The following is a 19856-nucleotide window of genomic DNA, read 5'->3' as shown; positions in this document are numbered from 1 at the left end:
CAGCGCCAAAGCGGGAGGGGCGACGAAGCAATCTCTTGCGTTGAACGGAGATGTCCCAATCCCAGGAAGAGATTGCTTCGTCGCGCTTCCCGCTGCACAGAATTTCCCTGCAGCTCCTCGCAATGACGATCTTTTTGGATTCGCTTCCCACTGCACAGAATTTTCTGCTGCTTCTTGCAATGACGGAGTAATGCTTTTTTATATCGATATAAACCGGTCTGACGATGAAAAGAATAGTGATGTTGCTGCTATTGGCGGCTGTTGCATCCTGCAACAAATTCCTGGAAGAAGAACCTTCCGGCTCGCTGAACCTGCAGCACTACTACAAAACGCCCGAACAGGTGAAAGCCGCGGTGAACGGTACGTACGAAGGGCTCGGTCTTCCTTTCACCGCGAACCTCGGCATATCCGTGAGCCCGGTGTATTCATTGGAATACATCACCGGCTACAGCCGCAGGCCACGGCCATCAGGGTTTGAGGACGACCAGTTCCTCCGGCTGGACAGGCTTGATGATGCGAACTCCCGGCTGCAGGGCTGGTGGAATGCGACGTATTACCCGGTGGAGAACTGCAACAGCGTGATCGAACACGTAAGCGCGACGACGCTGGTAGACGAAGCAACCAAACGGCGTTACCTCGGCCAGGCGTATTTCCTGCGGGCATGGTATTATTTCCAGGCGGTACGGCTTTTTGGGGACGTTCCGCTGAAGCTAACCACCACAAAGGATTTGAACGATGTGAGAATCCGCCGTTCGCCGAAAGAGGTGGTGTATGAACAGATACTCAAAGACCTGGCTGCAGCGGAAGACAGCGGCCTGCCCTGGGCGGACCCCAGCGGCCGCGTGAGCCTGGGCGCGGTGAAATCTTTACTGGCAAAGGTTTACATCACCATGGCCGGGTATCCTTTGCAGAAGGGGGCGCCTTATTACCAGAAGGCATACGACAAAGCAAAGGAAGTGATCGCCAGCGGCCAGTTCTCTTTGTTCGAACAATACGGCGACCTGCGCAACCCCGCGCTGCAAAACACGCGGGAGCACATCTTTATGTTGCAGCGCCACCCCACTGTGGCAGCGAGCAACATACACGGCGCGTACCTGCCTTACCCGGACCAGCCCATTTCCATACAACCCGCTTACGGCGGGGCAATGGCGCCGGTGCAGGCATTTTATGATTCATACGGGAACGGTGATGGCCGTAAGCAGGAGCGGGCGTTTTTTTATACGAGGTATCCGCGCTATGGCAATCCCGCTGAAACGATCTTTTTTCCCGCGCCTTACATTTTTAAGTTCTGGGACGATGAAGCAGAAAAATCGGGCCGCTCAGGCGCCAACTTTCCATTGATCCGTTACGCGGACGTGCTGCTGTTGTGTGCCGAAGCGAAGAGCATGATCGACGGCGGCCTTACCTCCGATGCAACGGCTATCGACGCGTATTATGCGGTGCGCCGCCGGGCCTTCCCTGCGGAAGCAAAACCTGTCAGCCTGGCCACAGACGCGATACTGAAAGAAAGACACTGGGAGCTTTGTTTTGAATTCCAGGCCTGGTACGATATGCTGCGCACGCGAAAGGCCTTTGATGTGGAGCGCGGCGTGATGACGCCCCTGTCAGGCTACAAAGCGCCTAACCACCTGCGGGCATTCCAGGACAGCGACCTTCAATTTCCATTACCATTAGCTGAAGTTCAGAAAAACCCGGACTTGGCGCTTTAACAATAACATGAAACTAAAACGTTTTTGCCTGGCGGTGTTGCTCACCGTTGCGGCACAGGAATCTTTTGCCCAGGAGCATTACTTTATCGACGGCTACCATGGCGGCGTATACGGGCATTACCCCACATGGTACACGCAGTTTATGACCAGCCAGCTGAAGGCCCATCCTTACTGGAAGATCAATCTTGAAATTGAACCGGAAACCTGGGATGTGGTGAAAGTACGGGAGCCGGAGGCTTACGCTGAATTTAAAAAACTGATTGCCGACCAGTCGGACGCAGGGCGCATTGAATATGTCAGTCCTGCGTATGGGCAGAGCTATCTCTACACCGGCTCCGGCGAAAGCATGATCAGGCAGTTCAGCTATGGTATGCGGAAAGTAAGGGAACATTTCCCCGAAGCCGTATTTACCACTTATTCCAGCGAAGAGCCTTGTTTTACGGGCGCGCTGCCGCAGGTGCTGCTTTCTTTTGGATTCAAATACGCTTCGCTGAAAAATCCCAACACCTGCTGGGGCGGCTATACGCGGGCTTTTGGCGGCGAGCTGGTGCAATGGCAGGGCCCTGACGGCAGCCGGCTGCTCACCGTGCCGCGCTACAGTTCTGAAGCCTTGGAAGCGAATTCCACCTGGCAGACGACGGCGTGGAACAATGGCCGTGAGTACATTCAAACCGCGCTGGCGGCGGGTATCAAAAATCCCGTTGGCATGTGCCTGCAAGACGCGGGCTGGCGGAACGGGCCATGGCTGAAGGAAAAAGCGCGTTATGAAACCTGGCGGAATTATATCGGGCGTATTGCGGATAAACAAAATGCGAAAGTTTGGAAGCTGAGCCAGGAAGATATCCAGGTGAGTCTTGTATGGGGAGCGCAGGTATTGCAGCGCATTGCGCAGCAGGTGAGGGCTGCGGAAAACAAACTGGCTGCGACGGAAAAATATGCGGCCATCAGCACGTTGTACGATGGTTCAGCATGGCCTCAGCAAGCGCTGGACACGGCCTGGAAATCTTTGCTGCTGGCCCAGCATCACGACTGCTGGATTGTTCCCTACAATGGCCGCAAAGGCGATACCTGGATAGATAAGGTAAAACGCTGGACGGATAAGACACTGGCGGTGAGCGACAGCATCCTGCAACAGGATGGCGGCCGTGCGGAAAAATATGTGCGCGTATTGAATACCACCGCGCTTCCCCGCGAGGAATGGGTCGTATTGCCGCATCATAAAAACATGATGAAAGTGATGGATGCTAACGGGAAACAGGTGGCTGCATGCTTACAGGCAGACGGCACGATGATGTTCAAAGCCCGCGTACCTGCCATGGGTTTCAGCGTTTACCGTGTCCGGGAAACAGCGGCAGTTGAAGCGCCTGCAAAACCTGCAGCCCGCCTGTTCAACGGCCGCTACCGGTTAGAGACAGACCTTTATCAAATAGAGATCGATCCTGCCAGGGGCGGCGTGATCACCAGCCTGGTGGCCAAAAGGATGGGAAGGAAAGAAATGGTGGACGCAAAAAATGCCCGTGGTTTCAATGAGCTGAGAGGATATTTTTACAATGAATCCGCCTGGCGTTCCAGCATGGATACCGCTGCCGCAGTGCGTATCGCGGAAGATAATAAAGCGCGTGTGGTGGTTGAGATCAAAGGGTTTATCGCCGGGCATCCCTTCACGCAGCTGGTAACGCTTACACATGGCCAGCGCCGGATAGATATGCAGGTGAAGATCGATTGGCAGGGTAATCCTGGTATCGGGGCTTATTCGCAGGCAGAGCATTACCGCGCGGAAGCCTACCGCAAAGCATTCTATAACGACAGTTTCAAATTGCAGGTACTGTTTCCCCTCAACCTGCCACAGCAACAACTCAGCAAAGACGCGCCATATGATGTAACAGAAAGCCGCCTTGACAATACATTCTTCAACAGCTGGGACAGCATCAAGAACAACGTCATTCTCCACTGGGTGGATGTAACCGGCGGAAATGCCGGTCTTGCCCTGCTTTCCGACCACACTACCAGCTATGTGCATGGCAAAGGCCATCCGCTGGGCCTCACGCTGCAATACGCCGGGAGAGCGCTGTGGGGAAGGAATTACGACATTGACGGACCCACTGAAGTGAAATACGCCATCGTGCCGCACAATGGAAAGTGGGACGCAGGCGGCATTGCCAATGAGGAAACGAAATGGTGCGAACCGCTTACCGTGGCGCCTTCCACCGGCGGAAATGATTTCTCCCTGTTTCAGCTGCAGGATGAACGCTGGCAGATACCAGCTCTTGTGATGGACGGAAACGATCTCCTGGTAAGGCTCTACAATCCCTCCGGAGATCATCATACACAGGAAATATATTTCAATGGCAAAGCCGGGAAGGCTGTATTGGAACGGCTGGACGGCCAGGTATTGGAAACCCTCCAAACCCGGCAGGCTTCCGGTAAAACGGTCATCCGCTTATTCATGCCACGGTTCGGTATCCGCACCATCCGGCTTAAAAATGTAACAATATAGACCGGGAAAAGCCGTCATTGCTATAATCAGCGAGGCTAAAGCGGGAAAAGTAAGGACGCACGGAAAGTCGTCATTGAAAGAACCAGCAAAGCCTCAGTAGGTGAGCAATAAAGCAAAGGAAGTCGTCATTGCGAGAAGCAGCAGTGCCAAAGCGGGAGGGGCGACGAAGCAATCTCTTGCGTTGAACGGAGATGTCCCAATCCCAGGAAGAGATTGCTTCGTCGCGCTTCCCGCTGCACAGAATTCCATGCAGCTCCTCGCAATGACGATCTTTGTGGATTCGCTTCCCGCTGTACAGAATTTCCCTGCAGCTCCTCGCAATGACGATTGCTCCGCAACGACGGGCATTTTTCCTATACCGGTATAAAAAATGAATGATCATTTAAACTACTAAAAACACGATATGAAGAAGTTATTCTATTCCTTCGGGCTAAGCCTTGCATCCCTGTGCGCACAGGCGCAGGTAAAGCCTTTCCAGCAGAACGACCGCGTGATATTTGTCGGCAACAGCATCACCGAAGCCGGCGCGTATGTGTCGTACATCTATCTCTATTACATGACCCATTTTCCCGGCAGGAAGCTCGTTATCCTGAACGGCGGCATCGGCGGCGACAAAGCGTCCGACATTTACAGGCGGCTGGATTATGACATTCTCGCCAAAAAACCGAATGTGCTGGTGCTGACCTTCGGCATGAACGACACGGGTTATTTCGAATTCAACAACAGCGATGCGGATAAGACCGCCGCTGAGCGAATAGAAGCTTCCCGGAAAAATTATGTGCTGATCGAACAACGTCTGCTCAAAATGCCGGCAGTTCAGAAAATACTGATGTCATCGCCGCCGTATGACGAAACCGCGAAGATTGGCGGCAATGTATTTCGTGGCAAACATAAAGCCATGCTGGAAGTGGTGAAGTTCCAGGAAGCGGCCGCGAAGCGCAACAGCTGGCCTTTTGCGGACCTCTTCCGCCCGATGACGGCGCTGAATGTACAGCTGCAACAGAAAGATTCAGCCTTTACCCTGATAGGCCCCGACCGGGTTCACCCGGGCCCTGCGGGTCATTTGGTGATGGCCTCGCTGTTCCTGAAAAGCCAGGGCCTGGATGGCAAGCCCGTGGCGGACGTGCGTATCAATGCCGCTGAGGGTAAATTGCAGCAGGCGGTGAATTGCAAGATCAGCAACCTTTCCGCTTCCGCTGCTAAAGTGAGCTTCGGTTACCTCGCCCAATCGCTGCCTTTCCCGGTCGATACCGTTGCGCGCATGTGGGGCAACAACCAGAAACAATCGGACGCGCTGCAATGGATACCTTTTACAGAGGACTTTAACCGCGAAATGCTGCAGGTACAAGGCTTGCAGGCCGGTAAATACAACCTGCTGGTAGACGGCCATTCCGTGGGCAAATGGGATGCGGCCGCATTGGCTGAAGGCATCAACCTGGCCACCGTGCAGGAAACGCCGCAATACAAACAAGCCACTTCCATCATGCAGCTCAATCTCCGCCGCGCTGAAGTGGAAGCCCGCCTGCGCCGTTATTACTGGGTGCAGGGAAATTTCTTCGACAAGCGGAATATGCGCCTGCAGGACAATGCCGCCGCGCTGGACAGCGTTCGCAGGTATGCCAAAACAGACGGTATGCTGCGCTACCACGAAGAAAACTATGAAACGGCCATGTATAAAGAATTACGGGCGGCCTGGCAACAGGAGATCGACACGATCATCGGCCTGATCTATACCCTGAATAAACCTGTTCTTCATACAATAGAGATCGTAAAAATTTAAAGACGTGAAAACCACTGCTACGATATTTTTCCTCGCCACGCTTTCCCTTTCCGCCACCGCGCAGGGACCCGCTGCTTACGTGAATCCCTTTATCGGCGCCAGTACCAGCGAAGGTGCGGCCGGCATTTACCATGGCCTCGGTAAAACATTCCCCGGCGCCGCTACCCCCTTCGGCATGGTGCAGCTCAGTCCCAATACCATTACCGGCGGCGACAATGGCTCCGGTTACAGTTATGAGCACAAGACCATTGAGGGATTTGCTTTTACGCAAATGAGCGGTATCGGCTGGTATGGCGACCTTGGGAATTTCCTGGTGATGCCGGCCACCGGCCCTTTGCAGACTTCCGCGGGCAGCCAGCAGCACCCGGAAGAAGGTTACCGCTCTGCTTATTCGAAGCAAGACGAAAAAGCCGCCGCCGGATATTACAGCGTACAGCTCACAGAGCACGGCATCAAAGCTGAAATGACCGCCGCGCCGCACAGCGGCATCATGCGGTTTACTTTTCCCGCGCACCGGCAATCGCGCATCCAGGTAGACCTGGCACGCAGGGTGGGCGGCACTTCCACCTGGCAGGAAGTGAAGGTGATAGACGATCATACGATTGCCGGGTATATGCAGTGCACGCCCGATGGCGGCGGCTGGGGCAATGGCGACGGCAAAGGCAATTACACCGTTTATTTCTACGCACAGTTCAGCAAACCGCTTTCCCGATACGGCGTGTGGAGTGCAGACATCCCGGAGGGATGGACGCGCAAGCGCGAAGACATCGAAAGCGCGCGTTATCAGCAACAGATCGCCAAAGCCGCAGTATTACCGGGCGTCAAAGAAAAAGCCGGCAAACATACCGGCTTCTACACCGAATTTGAGACCACTGCCGGCGAGGCAGTGCTGATGAAAGCAGGTATTTCCTTCGTCAGCATCGAAGGCGCCAAAGCCAACCTGGAAGCGGAAATAAAAGACTGGAACTTTGATCTCGTGCGCCAGCGCGCCACCGATCTGTGGAACAAAGCGCTTGGGAAGATGACCGTTTCCGGTGGAACTGAAGAAGAGAAAACCGTATTCTACACCGCCCTTTATCACACCATGATAGACCCGCGCACTTTTTCGGATGTAGACAGGAAATACATCGGTGGCGACGGGAAAGTCCATGTAGTAAAGGATTTCAGCAAACGAACCATTTTCAGCGGCTGGGACGTGTTCCGCAGCCAGATGCCGTTGCAGACTATCATCAACCCGCGGGTGGTAAACGATATGATCAATTCGCTGGTGACGCTGGCGGACGAAAGCGGCAAACACTATCTCGAACGCTGGGAGTTCCTGAATGCCTACAGCGGCTGCATGATCGGCAATCCCGCCGTTTCTGTAATCGCGGACGCCTGGCTGAAAGGCATACGCGGCTTCGATGTGCAAAAGGCCTATGCCTTCGCTAAAAATTCCGTGGAGAAATTCGGCAACGGCAGCAAAGGTTACTCCACCGGCGGCCTGGGCGTATCGCTCACGCTGGAATACGCCTACTTCGACTGGTGCCTGGGCAAACTGGCCGGCGCCCTCGGGAAGCGGGAAGATGAAAAGACCTACCTGTCGCGCGGAGGCAATTACCGGAACGTATTCGATACCGCCAAAGCCTGGTTCCGCCCGCGCAACGACGACGGCAGCTGGCAGCCATGGCCGGAAGAAGGCCGCATGCGCCAGGGATACGGCACCATCGAAAGCAGCCCCTACCAGCAAGGCTGGTTCGTACCGCACGATGTACCCGGCATGGTGGCCCTCATGGGCGGGCGGGAAAAAGTGCTCGCCGACCTGACGGGCTTCTTCGACAAAGTGCCGGAAAACATGATGTGGAATGACTTTTACAACCACGCCAACGAGCCTGTTCACCACGTTCCTTTCCTGTTCAACCGCCTAGGCGCTCCCTGGCTTACCCAGCGATGGACGCGGGAGATCTGCGCGCGGGCTTACCGAAACTCCGTGGAAGGATTGGTAGGCAATGAGGATGTGGGCCAGATGTCTGCCTGGTACGTGCTCGCCGCCAGCGGCCTGCACCCGGTATGCCCCGGCAGCCCCCGCTACGAGATCACCAGTCCCGTGTTCGACACCATCACCATCGCCCTCGATCCCGCCTATGCCAAAGGCAAACGCTTCAACGTGAGCACCCGCAACAATTCCCCCGCCAACCGCTACATCCGCCGCGCCTGGCTGAACGGCAAGCCCTACCATCACAGCTACATCGACCATGCCAGCATTGCCGCTGGAGGCACGCTGCTGCTGGAAATGGGGGATGAGCCTAATAAGAGTTGGGGGATTAATTGATCATGATACAGGCAAAAGCCCGTCGTTGCTAAAAAAGATCGTCATTGCGGGAAAAGGGACGTCATGCGTTAGAAAAACCCGTCATTGCGAGGAGCCGCAGAGCCAAAGCGGGAGGGGCGACGAAGCAATCTCTTACGTTGGATTGATACACCCAGTGTTTGGAGATTGCTTCGTCGCGCCCCGCGCAAAATCTCCTGCTGCTCCTCGCAATGACGGGTTTTTGGGGCAATGACGGACTTTGCTTTACCGGTGCTACGCTGGCCTTATGGGGTCAATGTAAATTTTCTTTTAAAAATTTCCACCCTCAATGGCGGTACCGCTTTCTTAAGGTGTCATTACTGGTAGGACAATAGTAACTGGTTCAAAAAAAGAATACTGCGTTACGGGCCGGGTTTCGTACAAGGAAACTTTACGAGCCGGTCCCGTAATGCGCTGTAGCAAATTTTATCACCGAAAGCTGAACGCTTCCACGTATTAACGTTATGACAATGAAATTCACGTTCGCTGCTCCTGCATGCCTGTGCCTGGGAATGTTTATCCTGTCTTCCTGCGGAAAAAAGAATTTCCTGGACCAGACCGAAACCACCAACCTGAACGAGCAGACAGTATTTACGGATAGCGCCCGCACGGTAGCTTTCCTTACCAACATTTACATCGACATCGGTTTTGCTGAAAGCGCCACCCGCTTCGGCAACGGAGGCCTGGATGCGTCCTGCGACGAGGCAGAGCCACAGAAATCCGCCACCGTCACTACATCTATCCAATTCGCGACCGGCACCGTCAACCCGACGATTATCAGCAGCGACGCCTGGAACCTGCCTTACACCAATATCCGCAGGGTGAACCAGCTGTTGAAACATTTGCCCGGGGCGCCCATCCCGCCGCATATCCGGAATGTGATGGCGGCGGAAGCGCGGTTCCTGCGGGCATGGTATTATGCCGCTTTGCTGAAACACTACGGCGGCATACCATTGCTGGGCGACGCGGTGTACGACGTCGGCGATAAAATACCTTCCGTACGCAATACCTACAAGGAATGCGTAGACTACATCGTTTCCGAATGTGATGCAGTAGCCGGGTCGCTGCCGCTGGTGCGCATACGGGAAGACTATGGCCGGGCCAGTGGCGGGGCTGCCCTGGCGCTGAAGGCGAGAGTGCTGCTGTTTGCCGCCAGCCCGCTCTTCAATGGCGGCGGCATAGAGCCGGGCAACAATGTCACCGGCTACCCGGACGCAGTGCCTGAACGCTGGAAACTGGCGGCAGATGCTGCTTTGGCGGTTATGAACAAAGCGGCGTATTCACTCAACGAAGACAATACCACCGCGCCGGGTTATGGCTTTTACAAATTATTCACGCTCCGCGTAAACCCGGAATACATCCTTGCCAAAATGCAGGGCGGCAACCGCGAGCTGGAATCCGCCTGGCAGCCGCCGTCGCGCAATGGCGCGCAGGGCGGCTTTCCCTACCAGGAATTTGTGGATGCTTTCAGCATGGCTAACGGCCTTCCAATTACCGATCCCGCTTCCGGTTATAATGCCAGTGATCCTTACAGGAACCGCGATCCGCGGCTGGCCTACTCAGTGATCCGCGACCAGATGCCGCTGATACAGAACACCGGCCTGAAAGAACCGGTAAACATCTACCTCGGGCCCGACGGCAAAGGTGTGAGCCAGGATGCGGTGCACGCGGGCACGCCCACCGGTTATTACACGAATAAAATGCTGGATGAGAACATCGCGGCCAACTTCATCCACGGCAGCAACCGCTGCTTCCCGCTGATGCGCTACGCGGAAGTGCTGCTCAATTTTGCGGAGGCTTCCAATGAATACGCCGGTCCCACGCAGGAAGTATACAACGCCGTGGAGCTGGTACGCAAGCGTGCCGGCCTGCAGCCCTACCAGCTTGCCGCCGGGCTTACCAAAGACCAGATGCGCGAGGCCATCCGTGCCGAAAGGCGGGTGGAGCTGGCTTTCGAAGGCCACCGCTTCTGGGATGTGAGAAGATGGAAGATCGCCGAACAAACGGAGAACAAACAAATGACCGGTATGGAGATCAGGCGCAATGGCAGCACGGTTACCTATACCGTCTTTCCCGTACGCAAGCACAATTTCCGGAAAGCCATGTACCTGTGGGCCATCCCGCAGGGTGAAACCGCGAAGTCGCCCGACTTGAAACAAAATCCTTCCTGGTAAATAATTACAACATGAAATTCACACTCCCGATATGTTTGCTGATGGCGCTTTCCCTGGCCATCACCTCCTGCAAACGAAAAGAAATACTCGTACCCGAGCAGCCGAAAGACATCGCCGGCGAATGGCGTATCACCAAAGCCATGCGCAATGGGATAGACATCACGGCACTGGCCGATTTCACGCAATTCAGGATACATTTCAACGCCAACCAGCAATACACCATCGAAAACCCGTTGCCCTTCATCGTCAGCAAAAACGGCAGCTATGCGATGGATGATCCGAAGTTCCCGTTCCGCATCACTTTCAGTCAAACCGGCGGAACCGCGGTGAGCAGCACTTTTACCTACCCGGTGGTGAACGGGAAACGCAACATGAATTTTTCATTCAGTCCCGGCTGCACCGCCAACACTTACCTGTATACGCTTGAAAGAGTAAATCCCTGATCCAACACAAACACAAGACATGAAAAAACATTTATACGGCGTTTGCCTGATCCTGTTGCTGCTGGCGAGCTGCGTGTTCCTCGAAGGGGTAGACCAGCCGACAACTGCCAAAGCCGGGGAAGAAATGATCATCACCATGCGCAACCGCATTGATGTGGCCGATGGCGGGCGCAGCAACGTGCGGTTGATCATCGGTTTCCTGGCGCCGAAAAGCTGGGCTGCCGCCGCAAATTCCAACATCACCTATACCACGAATTCCTACGGCAACGGCAAAATGGTGCTGGTGCCTTCGAACGTGATCGCCGCCAACGGGAAGAACTGGCCGGAAGCGCTGAAAGAGCGTTTTGGCATGGGCGGCAATTATATGACGGACCAGCTGGAATGGGTCGTGTTCTGGACGGAGCAGGCCTACAACGTTCCGCAGGGCGTAAAAGAGAACATCGATGTGAAGATCGTGCTGAAAGCCGGGCCGGAGAACATGCAGTTCAAGACCGGTTATTTCCTGGGCACCAGCAGTGAAGGCCTCAGCGATGTGTTCGGTTCCAATAACGTATACAAATGCCAGTTCAAAGACTGCTTCAGCATTACCGACGGCCAGGGCGACCTGATCGACTTCTGCAATCCCGCAATTGCCGCCGTTACGCCAGGTTTGGCCACAGACAACGATTTCCTGACGCTGAGCTTCGACCCGGACGTGGTGCAGACAGCGCTGAACGGCGTGGGCAGCATTTACCTCTGCGCCAAAGGTTACACCACCACCGGGCAGGTGCTGGACGTATGTGCGCAAACCGACGCCACGAAACTGAAAAAATACACCGGCAATAAATCAGCCATCACATTCTGGCCGCGCGCCTATTTCAACATGCAGGACGGGCAGACGCTGGAGAAGATCGAATATTTCTTCACGGATGCCACCGGCACGGTCAAAGTGGGATACAGCAATACGGCGAATCCTTTCGTGTACACATTTAAATGCCAATAACCACCATCGTTCGATAAAACTGATACAATGGCTTACAGCTACTTCAAACAATATATTTCAGTCCTTGCCTGTTGTATGCTCGCATTTTGCGGCAGCGTGCAGGCGCAGCAGCCGGGCACGGTAACCGGCCTGCTGGCGGATAACTACGGCCAGCCTGTTTCGGGGGCTGCTATTTTCGTGAAAGGCACTACAGACAGTACGAGCAGTGATGCAGCGGGAAGGTTTACCGTAAAGGCCGCCGTGAATAACACACTTATCATTCAATATCCAGGCTATTACACCATCGAGCATAAAGTACGGGATGCAAAACCGGTAGCTTTGCGCCTGGAAGAACTGTACATCCCTTCGCCTCAGCGCATTCCCGTGCTGTATGGTGAAGCGTCGCAGAAAAGTCTTGTAGGCGCTGTGTCCACAGTGTATACCAATCAACTGTCCACCACCCCGGCTACGCTCTACGCTTATGCGCTGCCCGGGCGCCTGGCGGGCCTGTACACGCAGCAGGCAAGCGGTTTCCGCAACCCCGCTACCGGCGATAACTTTGATATAGACATTTTTGTAGGCAACATTCCAAGGCCCGGCGCGCAGGAGCCGAGCGACAATACAGAGATCGGGCTGTCGCTGCGCGGGCAAACGCCCGTAACGATAGTGGACGGCGTGCAGCGGGACCTATTTTCCATCGACCCGGAAAACATAGAATCCATTTCAGTGCTGAAAGACGGGCTGTCTGCCATTATGCTCGGCCAGCGCAGCTCGCGCGGCATATTACTGGTGACCACCAAACGAGCCCGTGCAGGCAAACCCCGGGTATCGGTCACCGCGCAAACCGGCGTGCAGCAATCCATCAACCTGCCGAAGCCTTTGCCTTCCTGGCAATATGCTTACCTGTTGAACGAAGCCCTGCAAAACGACGGCAAGGAACCGTTCTATAAAGAAGCAGACTTCCTCGCTTTCCGCGATCATTCCAATCCATACACCCACCCGGATGTAAACTGGTACGACGCCATTTTAAGGGACAATGCCTTTTTATCCCGATACAACCTGAACGTCAACGGCGGCGGCAACGTTGCCCGTTATTCCGTTTCACTGAACTACACCGACCAGCAGGGCATGTTCAAAACCGCACCCGGGGCCAGTTACAACACCAATGCCGGCCTGAAACGTTACCTGATCAATACAGACGTGAGCATCGATGTGACAGACAACCTGAACGTGGGCATGCAGATCTTCGGCCGCCTGCAGGAAGGAACACAGCCAGGAGCAGGCACCGGCAACATTCTTTCAACCTTGCTGGCAACGCCTAATGGCGCTTATCCCATCTACAACCCTAACGGCAGCTGGGGCGGCACCAATAACCTAACCACCAACCTGCTGTCTAAAACCCTCAACAGCGGCTACATCCAGGACAACAGCAAAGATGTGATGGCGAATGTAGACCTCCGTTACGACCTGGGCGACTGGCTGCCGGGACTGTCCGTAAAAGGAAAAGGCAACCTGTCTATACAATCCGCCAACGCCATAGACCGCAGCAAGCAGGAGCTGGTGTACCGGATGGCCGTAACGCAGGGTGATACCATATACAATAAATACGGCGAATCCATTGCCCAGCGCAACAATTTCATGTCTGTTTTCAACGCGCAGTATTTCTTCGGGCAGGTATCCATCAACTACGAAAGGCAGTTTGGCCGCCATGGCCTGAATGCCGTGGTGCTGGCGGACAGGCGGCAGACGATCTTTAACTATGACCTGCCGGGCAAAGCCACTAATCTCTCCGGTAAAGTATCTTATAGTTACGCCGATAAATATTTTATCGAAGGCGCGGTGAACCGGAGCGGCTACAACCGCTATATCCCCAGCAAGCAGTACGGCACCTTTTTCGCCGGCGGCCTTGGCTGGGACCTGGCGCAGGAAAATTTCCTCAAAAGCACTACAAGCTGGCTGAACCAGCTGAAGCTGAGAGGCACATATGCCCACACCGGCAGCGGGGTTGATAATTCAGGGTATTACATCTGGCGACAGGATTTTAGCGAGAATAACGGCGTTGGCGGCGGCATCTACGAGCAGGGCTCCGCCCGTTCGCCCGCGAGCGGCTTCCAGGAAAATGGCCTGGCCAATGTGAATATTTCCTGGGAAACCGCGAAGAAGCTGGATGTAGGGATCGATGTTTCCCTGTTCAACAACCGCGTGCAGATCACGGGAGATTATTACCACGACCGCTATGAGAACCTGCTGCAGATAAGAGGCAAGAGCATCGCGCTGTCCGGCGCGAGCTACCCGCCGGAGAATATCGGTGTCAACCTTTACCAGGGCGGGGAGCTGACCGTTACCTACCAGGGGCGCGTGAATGCTTTCAATTATTTCATTACCGCCAACGGCAATATCGAGCAAAGCAAGGCCATTTATATGGACGAGCAGCGCCGCGAATATGAGTGGAACAAAAGAACCGGGCAGCCGGTGGGCATGCGTTTCGGGTATATTGCCGACGGGTTTTTCCAGTCCGCCGAAGAAGCCACGGGAAGCGCCACCATTGCCGGTTACAAGCCGGTGCCGGGAGATATACGGTATAAAGACCTGAATGGCGATGGCGAGATCAACCAGTTCGACGAAGCGCCTATCGGCACTTATAAACCGCGTATTTATTACGGCGCCACTATCGGTTTTTCCTGGAAAGGGATCGAAGCGAGCGCGTTGTTGCAGGGTGTGGCCAACCGTGTGAATTATGTGGCCAACTTCGCCACGGAAATGGGGTTCCAGTTCAACAACTTCACCTACGGCCAGGCCTACGAGCAGATCACCGGCCGCTGGACGCCCGAAACCGCTGCCACAGCCACTTATCCCCGGTTGACCGCAGACGCGAACCACAGCTACAACAAAGCCTCTTCTTCCTTCTGGATGCGCGACGGCAGCTACTTCCGGCTGAAGAACCTGAGCATCGCCTACAACCTGCCCTACCGCTGGACGAGCCGCGTCAAAGTAGGCAGCATCAAGGTGTTTGCCAATGCGCAAAACCTGTTCACACATGCAGCCTACGACTTTGTGGATCCCGAAGTGGGAGTGGGGGCGTATCCCATACAACGTGTGCTGAACACCGGCATCAATGTTAAATTCTAGTCAGCCATTTAAATAAAGTACGATGAAGCAATTCCGCATAATGATATTCCTGGCCGGCTGCCTTGCTGCCCTGGCGGCCTGCAACAAGGATTACGAAGAGATACCGCTCGAAAAGGTCACCATAGAATATGTATTCGATAAAGACGATTCGCTGGGCACTTATGCCAACAAATTCCTGAACACTATTTATTCCAAGCTTCCCGGCGGCTACAACCGCGTGGGCGGCGACCTGCTGGACGCAGCCTCCGATGACGCCATTTCCGGGCTGGTGGGCACTTCCGGCGTATTGCAGCTGGCTACCGGCGCTTATACTTCGTATTCGCCAATACCCGGGGAATCGCCCTGGAACGATGCTTACGCGGCCATCCGGTCTGCCGGCATTTTTGTGTCGAACATAGATGTGTCGCCGGTGAAGGAAAAGCTGCCCAACGGCCGCTCCGTGCGTTATGCCTGGAAGGCTGAGGCACGGTTTATCAGGGCGCTTTTTTATTTTGAATTGCTGAAACGTTACGGCGGCGTGCCGCTGATGGGCGATAAAGTGCGGGAACTGGGAGACGATGTGCAGGTGGCCCGGAGCTCGTTTGCAGAATGTGTGAACTATATCGTAAGCGAATGCGAAGCCATCAAAGACAGCCTGCGGCCCAATCCCATTGCGGCCCCGGAGCTGAACAGCCACCGGGCCACGAGAGGAGCCGCCCAGGCTTTGAAAGCCCGTGTGTTGTTGTACGCTGCGAGTCCCTTGTTCAATGGCCAGAATATCGCCGCGAATAACCCGCTTACCGGTTATACGAGCTACGACAAAGAGCGCTGGAAACTGGCGGCAGACGCGGCGCGCGAACTGATCAGCGAAAATAAATTTTCACTGTTGCCCAATTTCAAAGACATATTTATTACACAAAATAACAGTGAGATACTCTTCTTCCGCCAGGGAGGGAATAACACTGAGATCGAGAAGACCAACGGGCCTGTTGGTTTCGCTATCGTGGCGCGCGGCCGCACCAATCCCACGCAGGAGCTGGTAGACGCGTTTCCCATGAATACCGGTTTACCTATCACCGATCCTGCATCCGGCTACAATTCCAATAATCCCTATGCCAACCGCGACCCGCGTTTGGGCATGAGTATCATGTACAACGGCTCACGCTGGCTGGGCGCGGACCTGCAGATGTTCGACGGCGGGCAGAACAAGCCCGGCACCGGTTCAGAGCCCGGTTCAAAAACATCGTATTACATGCGCAAATTCATGGGCAACTTCGAAAATGCCAGCCAGTACGCCAACACCAGCCACGACTGGATCATCCTGCGGTACACCGAAGTGCTGCTCAACTTCGCCGAAGCGGAGAATGAATACAGCGGTCCTACCGGCGAAGTATACCAGGTGCTGAAAGACCTGCGTGCCCGCGCGGGGATTGCGGCAGGGGCAGACGGGATGTATGGCCTTAAAGACGGCATGACGCCGGAAGAAATGCGACAGGTGATACGCAATGAAAGAAGGATAGAGCTGGCCTTTGAAGAGCACCGCTTCTGGGACATCCGCCGCTGGAAGATCGCGCAGCAGGTGTATGGAAAAGCATTGCACGGCATGAGCATCATCAAAGAAGGGCCGGACTTCAACTATAACGTGGTAGAGGTTTTCAAGCCCGTATTCATCGCGCCGAAAATGTATTTCCATCCCATCCCCTACGATGAAGTGGTGAAGAACGACAACATGCGCCAGAACCCGGGCTGGTGAGCCCTATTCCTTTCATGAATCATAACTAAGAAGATGAAAAATATTATACTGTTCCTCCTGCTCACCGCCGCGATGCCATTCACCGCGGCAGCCCAGCAAAAGACCATCAGCGGCACTGTAAAAGACCAGAACGGTGTGCTGCCCGGGGCAGCCATTTCGGAGAAAGGCGTGCCCACCAACGGCGTGATCGCGGATCCTGACGGCCGCTTCAAGCTCACGCTGAAAGGCACTTCCCATACAGTGATCGTAAAACTGATCGGGTTTACCGCGCAGGAAATAGACGTAGCCGGCCGCTCTTCTATAGACGTAGTGCTGCAGCCCTCCACCCAGGGCCTCGATGAAGTGGTGATCGTTGGTTTCAACGCCGCCAAACGTATTACGAACACCGGCGCGGTGAGCGCTATTACCGGGGCCGAGATCAGGAATGTGCCTACCGCCAACGTGCAGAACGCGCTGATGGGAAAACTTCCGGGCTTCGTATCGCAGCAGCGTTCCGGCCAGCCGGGAAGGGATGCTTCCGATTTTTTCATCCGCGGTGTCAGCTCGCTGAATGCGGATGGCAATAAACCGCTCATCATCGTAGACGATATCGAATATTCCTACGACCAGCTGCAGCAGATCAATGTGAACGAGATCGAAAGCATTTCCATCCTGAAAGATGCGTCCACCACCGCGATATACGGCATCAAAGGCGCCAACGGCGTACTGGTGGTAACTACCCGCCGCGGTAAAAGCGGCCGCCCGCAGGTGAACCTGCGCGTGGAAACAGGGCAGCAGTCCCCGGTAAGAACGCCGAAGTTCCTGGATTCCTATAACACGGCTTTGCTCGTGAACGAAGCCTATAAAAATGACGGGCTGCCGCTGAAGTTTACCAATGAAGACCTGGAGCTGTTCCGCAACGGTAACGATCCCTACGGGCATCCGAATATCAACTGGTATGAGGCCGTATTCAAAAAACACGCTTACCAGGCCAATACCAACGTAGATATTTCCGGTGGAACAGAAGCTGTAAAGTATTTTGTTTCCGGCGGCTTCCTCACGCAGAACGGCCTGGTGCGCGACTTTTCAGACCCGAGGAACGAAGTGAACACCAACTATTTTTTCCGCAGGTATAATTTCCGTTCCAACCTTGACATGCGCGCCACCAAAACGCTGACGCTCCGGCTGGACCTCACTACCCGCTTCGGCGACATCAACCAGCCGCGCTCGGCCAACGTGGTATCTGAAGTATATAACTTTGAAAAGATCCACCCATATTCCGCCCCGCTCATGAACCCGAACGGCAGCTATGCCTTCGCCGCCGATACCAAAGACGCGCTGCCCACGCTCAACGCAAGGCTGGCCAATGGCGGTTACAGCCGCAGCAAAAGAACGGACTTCAACGTGCTCTTCGGCGCCACCCAGCAGCTGGACTTCCTCACCAAAGGCCTTTCCCTCACCGGCCGCGTGGCTTATGCGGGAATTGAACAATATTCCAGGAACCTTTTCCGCGAAGCGGAGCCTCCTTCTTTCTATTACAATCCCGCCGACGGCTCGTATACGCTGGACCCGCGTGGCAATTACCGCCTGCAGAAATACCGCGTGACCGGCAATACCGATCTTTACAGCCGCAACGTGAACACACAGGCGTTCCTCAGCTACGACCGGGCTTTCGGCGCGCATGCATTTAATGCGCTGGCGCTTTACAACCGGCAGAGTTTTTCTTTCAAATCAGACATCCCGGCGAACTTCAGGGGTTTCTCTTTTAAAGTAGGCTATAACTACAAGCAGAAATACCTGCTGGATTTCAACGGCGCTTATAATGGGTCAGACCGTTTCCAGGCGAAGAAAAGGAACGGCTTCTTTCCCGCAGTGGGCGTTGGCTGGAGCATTTCGCAGGAGCCGTTCTTCAAGGATCATGTTACATTCGTGAGCCTGCTGAAGCTCCGCGGTTCATACGGCGTGGTTGGCTCCGATGTTACTTCCGGCAACCGTTACCTGTTCCGCCAGGAATACTTCACCGGCGGCGGTTATTCCTTCGGGGAAAATCATACACAGACCGGTTCCATCTACGAAGGCGAGCTGGGCAACCTGGATGTGACCTGGGAAAAGGCGAAGAAAGCGGACGTGGGGATAGATGTGAACCTTTTCAAAGACAAGCTGTCGTTTACCATAGATTATTTCCACGACATCCGTTACGACCAGCTGGTGCGGAAAGGCTCTGTGCCGAATATGCTGGGCGTGGGCTTCAGTCCTACCAACGTGGCCAAAACCAGCAACACCGGCTTCGACGGGCAGATCAACTACCGCGGCAATATTCGCAGTGTGAACTTCAATACCAGCCTGGTGTTCCAGTATTTCAAGAACAAAGTCCTGTTCAAAGACGAAGCGCAACCTGCATTTCCCTGGCTGCGTGAAACCGGCCTGCCCATCGATCAGCCATTCGGTTATACTTTCATCGGTTATTACACGCCCGACGATATCGCGAAGATACAGGCCAATGCACATGACAAGCCTGCTACGCCGCTCACCGAATATCCCATACAGGCCGGCGATCTCAAATACAAAGACGTCAACGGCGACGGCGTGATCGACAACAACGACCAGGGGCCGATCGGCAAGCCGAACCTGGCCAGCACCGTATTGGGTCTTACGCTGGGCGCGAATTATAAGGGATTCAGCGTGAACCTGCTGTTCCAGGGTTCCTTCGGTTACAGCTTCAGCGTGGTGGGCACCGGTATCGAAACCTTCCAGAGCCAGTTCCAGCCCATCCACCAGGAAAGATGGACGCCTGAGAACGCCGCGAATGCACAGTTCCCGCGCCTCACCAGCAACCCGACCACCGTGAACAGCGCCCGCACTTACATGTCCGATTTCTGGCTGATAGACGCGCGGTATGTGCGCCTGAAAACCGTGGACCTGGGCTACCAGGTACCCAGCCGCTGGCTGCCGAAGCGGATCAACAACGCAAGGCTTTACCTCAGCGCATACAATCTTTTCACCTGGACCAATTACGATAAATACCAGCAGGACCCTGAAGTATCCAGCAACACCGCGGGCGACGCCTACATCAACCAGCGGGTGGTGAACCTTGGGATCCAGATCGGTTTTAAATAAACTAAC

10 protein-coding genes are annotated in these 19856 nt (G+C 54.8%); all 10 read left to right on the top strand.

Annotated elements, in window-relative coordinates:
- Positions 1 to 224 precede the first annotated feature (224 nt).
- The 10 genes from R3I13_RS01590 to R3I13_RS01545 all read left to right on the top strand — a co-directional run bounded on the left by R3I13_RS01590 (position 225) and on the right by R3I13_RS01545 (position 19850).
- On the top strand, positions 225 to 1709 hold the full coding sequence (locus R3I13_RS01590; protein ID WP_346316159.1) for a RagB/SusD family nutrient uptake outer membrane protein: 1485 nt from the start codon (positions 225 to 227) through the stop codon (positions 1707 to 1709).
- A gap of 7 nt (positions 1710 to 1716) precedes the next feature.
- A complete protein-coding gene (locus tag R3I13_RS01585) occupies positions 1717 to 4206 on the top strand; it encodes a glycoside hydrolase family 38 C-terminal domain-containing protein (RefSeq protein WP_346316158.1) in 2490 nt (829 codons plus the stop codon).
- Positions 4207 to 4609: 403 nt separating this feature from the next.
- Positions 4610 to 5986, top strand: coding sequence for an SGNH/GDSL hydrolase family protein (locus R3I13_RS01580; RefSeq protein ID WP_346316157.1), 1377 nt, complete (start codon positions 4610 to 4612; stop codon positions 5984 to 5986).
- Positions 5987 to 5990: 4 nt separating this feature from the next.
- Positions 5991 to 8297: a GH92 family glycosyl hydrolase gene (locus R3I13_RS01575; RefSeq protein ID WP_346316156.1), complete on the top strand. Its 2307-nt coding sequence runs from the start codon at positions 5991 to 5993 to the stop codon at positions 8295 to 8297.
- Positions 8298 to 8785: 488 nt separating this feature from the next.
- Complete coding sequence (locus tag R3I13_RS01570; RefSeq protein ID WP_346316155.1) at positions 8786 to 10489, top strand: RagB/SusD family nutrient uptake outer membrane protein; 1704 nt, start codon at positions 8786 to 8788, stop codon at positions 10487 to 10489.
- An 11-nt stretch (positions 10490 to 10500) separates the two neighbouring features.
- Complete coding sequence (locus R3I13_RS01565) at positions 10501 to 10932, top strand: DUF5004 domain-containing protein (RefSeq protein ID WP_346316154.1); 432 nt, start codon at positions 10501 to 10503, stop codon at positions 10930 to 10932.
- Positions 10933 to 10951: 19 nt separating this feature from the next.
- On the top strand, positions 10952 to 11914 hold the full coding sequence (locus R3I13_RS01560; RefSeq protein WP_346316153.1) for a DUF4961 domain-containing protein: 963 nt from the start codon (positions 10952 to 10954) through the stop codon (positions 11912 to 11914).
- 27 nt (positions 11915 to 11941) lie between these two features.
- Positions 11942 to 15022 carry a SusC/RagA family TonB-linked outer membrane protein gene (locus tag R3I13_RS01555; protein ID WP_346316152.1) on the top strand — a complete coding sequence of 1027 codons (3081 nt, stop codon included), beginning with the start codon at positions 11942 to 11944 and terminating at the stop codon, positions 15020 to 15022.
- 22 nt (positions 15023 to 15044) lie between these two features.
- Positions 15045 to 16754 carry a RagB/SusD family nutrient uptake outer membrane protein gene (locus R3I13_RS01550; RefSeq protein ID WP_346316151.1) on the top strand — a complete coding sequence of 570 codons (1710 nt, stop codon included), beginning with the start codon at positions 15045 to 15047 and terminating at the stop codon, positions 16752 to 16754.
- Between the two features lie 33 nt (positions 16755 to 16787).
- Entirely contained in the window at positions 16788 to 19850 is a 3063-nt protein-coding gene (locus tag R3I13_RS01545) for a TonB-dependent receptor (RefSeq protein WP_346316150.1), read from the top strand.
- Positions 19851 to 19856 lie beyond the last annotated feature (6 nt).

This window comes from Chitinophaga sp. YIM B06452, assembly GCF_039655965.1.
In the GTDB taxonomy this organism is placed as follows: domain Bacteria; phylum Bacteroidota; class Bacteroidia; order Chitinophagales; family Chitinophagaceae; genus Chitinophaga.
Note: the sequence above shows the minus strand (reverse complement) of the source record. Positions and strands in the feature narration are given on the sequence as shown.

Bases quoted from the DNA above. Each gene is read 5' to 3' on its own strand.
- R3I13_RS01590 (WP_346316159.1), top strand. From the start codon at position 225: ATGAAAAGAATAGTGATGTTGCTGCTATTGGCGGCTGTTGCATCCTGC.
- R3I13_RS01585 (WP_346316158.1), top strand. From the start codon at position 1,717: ATGAAACTAAAACGTTTTTGCCTGGCGGTGTTGCTCACCGTTGCGGCA.
- R3I13_RS01580 (WP_346316157.1), top strand. From the start codon at position 4,610: ATGAAGAAGTTATTCTATTCCTTCGGGCTAAGCCTTGCATCCCTGTGC.
- R3I13_RS01570 (WP_346316155.1), top strand. From the start codon at position 8,786: ATGAAATTCACGTTCGCTGCTCCTGCATGCCTGTGCCTGGGAATGTTT.
- R3I13_RS01565 (WP_346316154.1), top strand. From the start codon at position 10,501: ATGAAATTCACACTCCCGATATGTTTGCTGATGGCGCTTTCCCTGGCC.
- R3I13_RS01560 (WP_346316153.1), top strand. From the start codon at position 10,952: ATGAAAAAACATTTATACGGCGTTTGCCTGATCCTGTTGCTGCTGGCG.
- R3I13_RS01555 (WP_346316152.1), top strand. From the start codon at position 11,942: ATGGCTTACAGCTACTTCAAACAATATATTTCAGTCCTTGCCTGTTGT.
- R3I13_RS01550 (WP_346316151.1), top strand. From the start codon at position 15,045: ATGAAGCAATTCCGCATAATGATATTCCTGGCCGGCTGCCTTGCTGCC.
- R3I13_RS01545 (WP_346316150.1), top strand. From the start codon at position 16,788: ATGAAAAATATTATACTGTTCCTCCTGCTCACCGCCGCGATGCCATTC.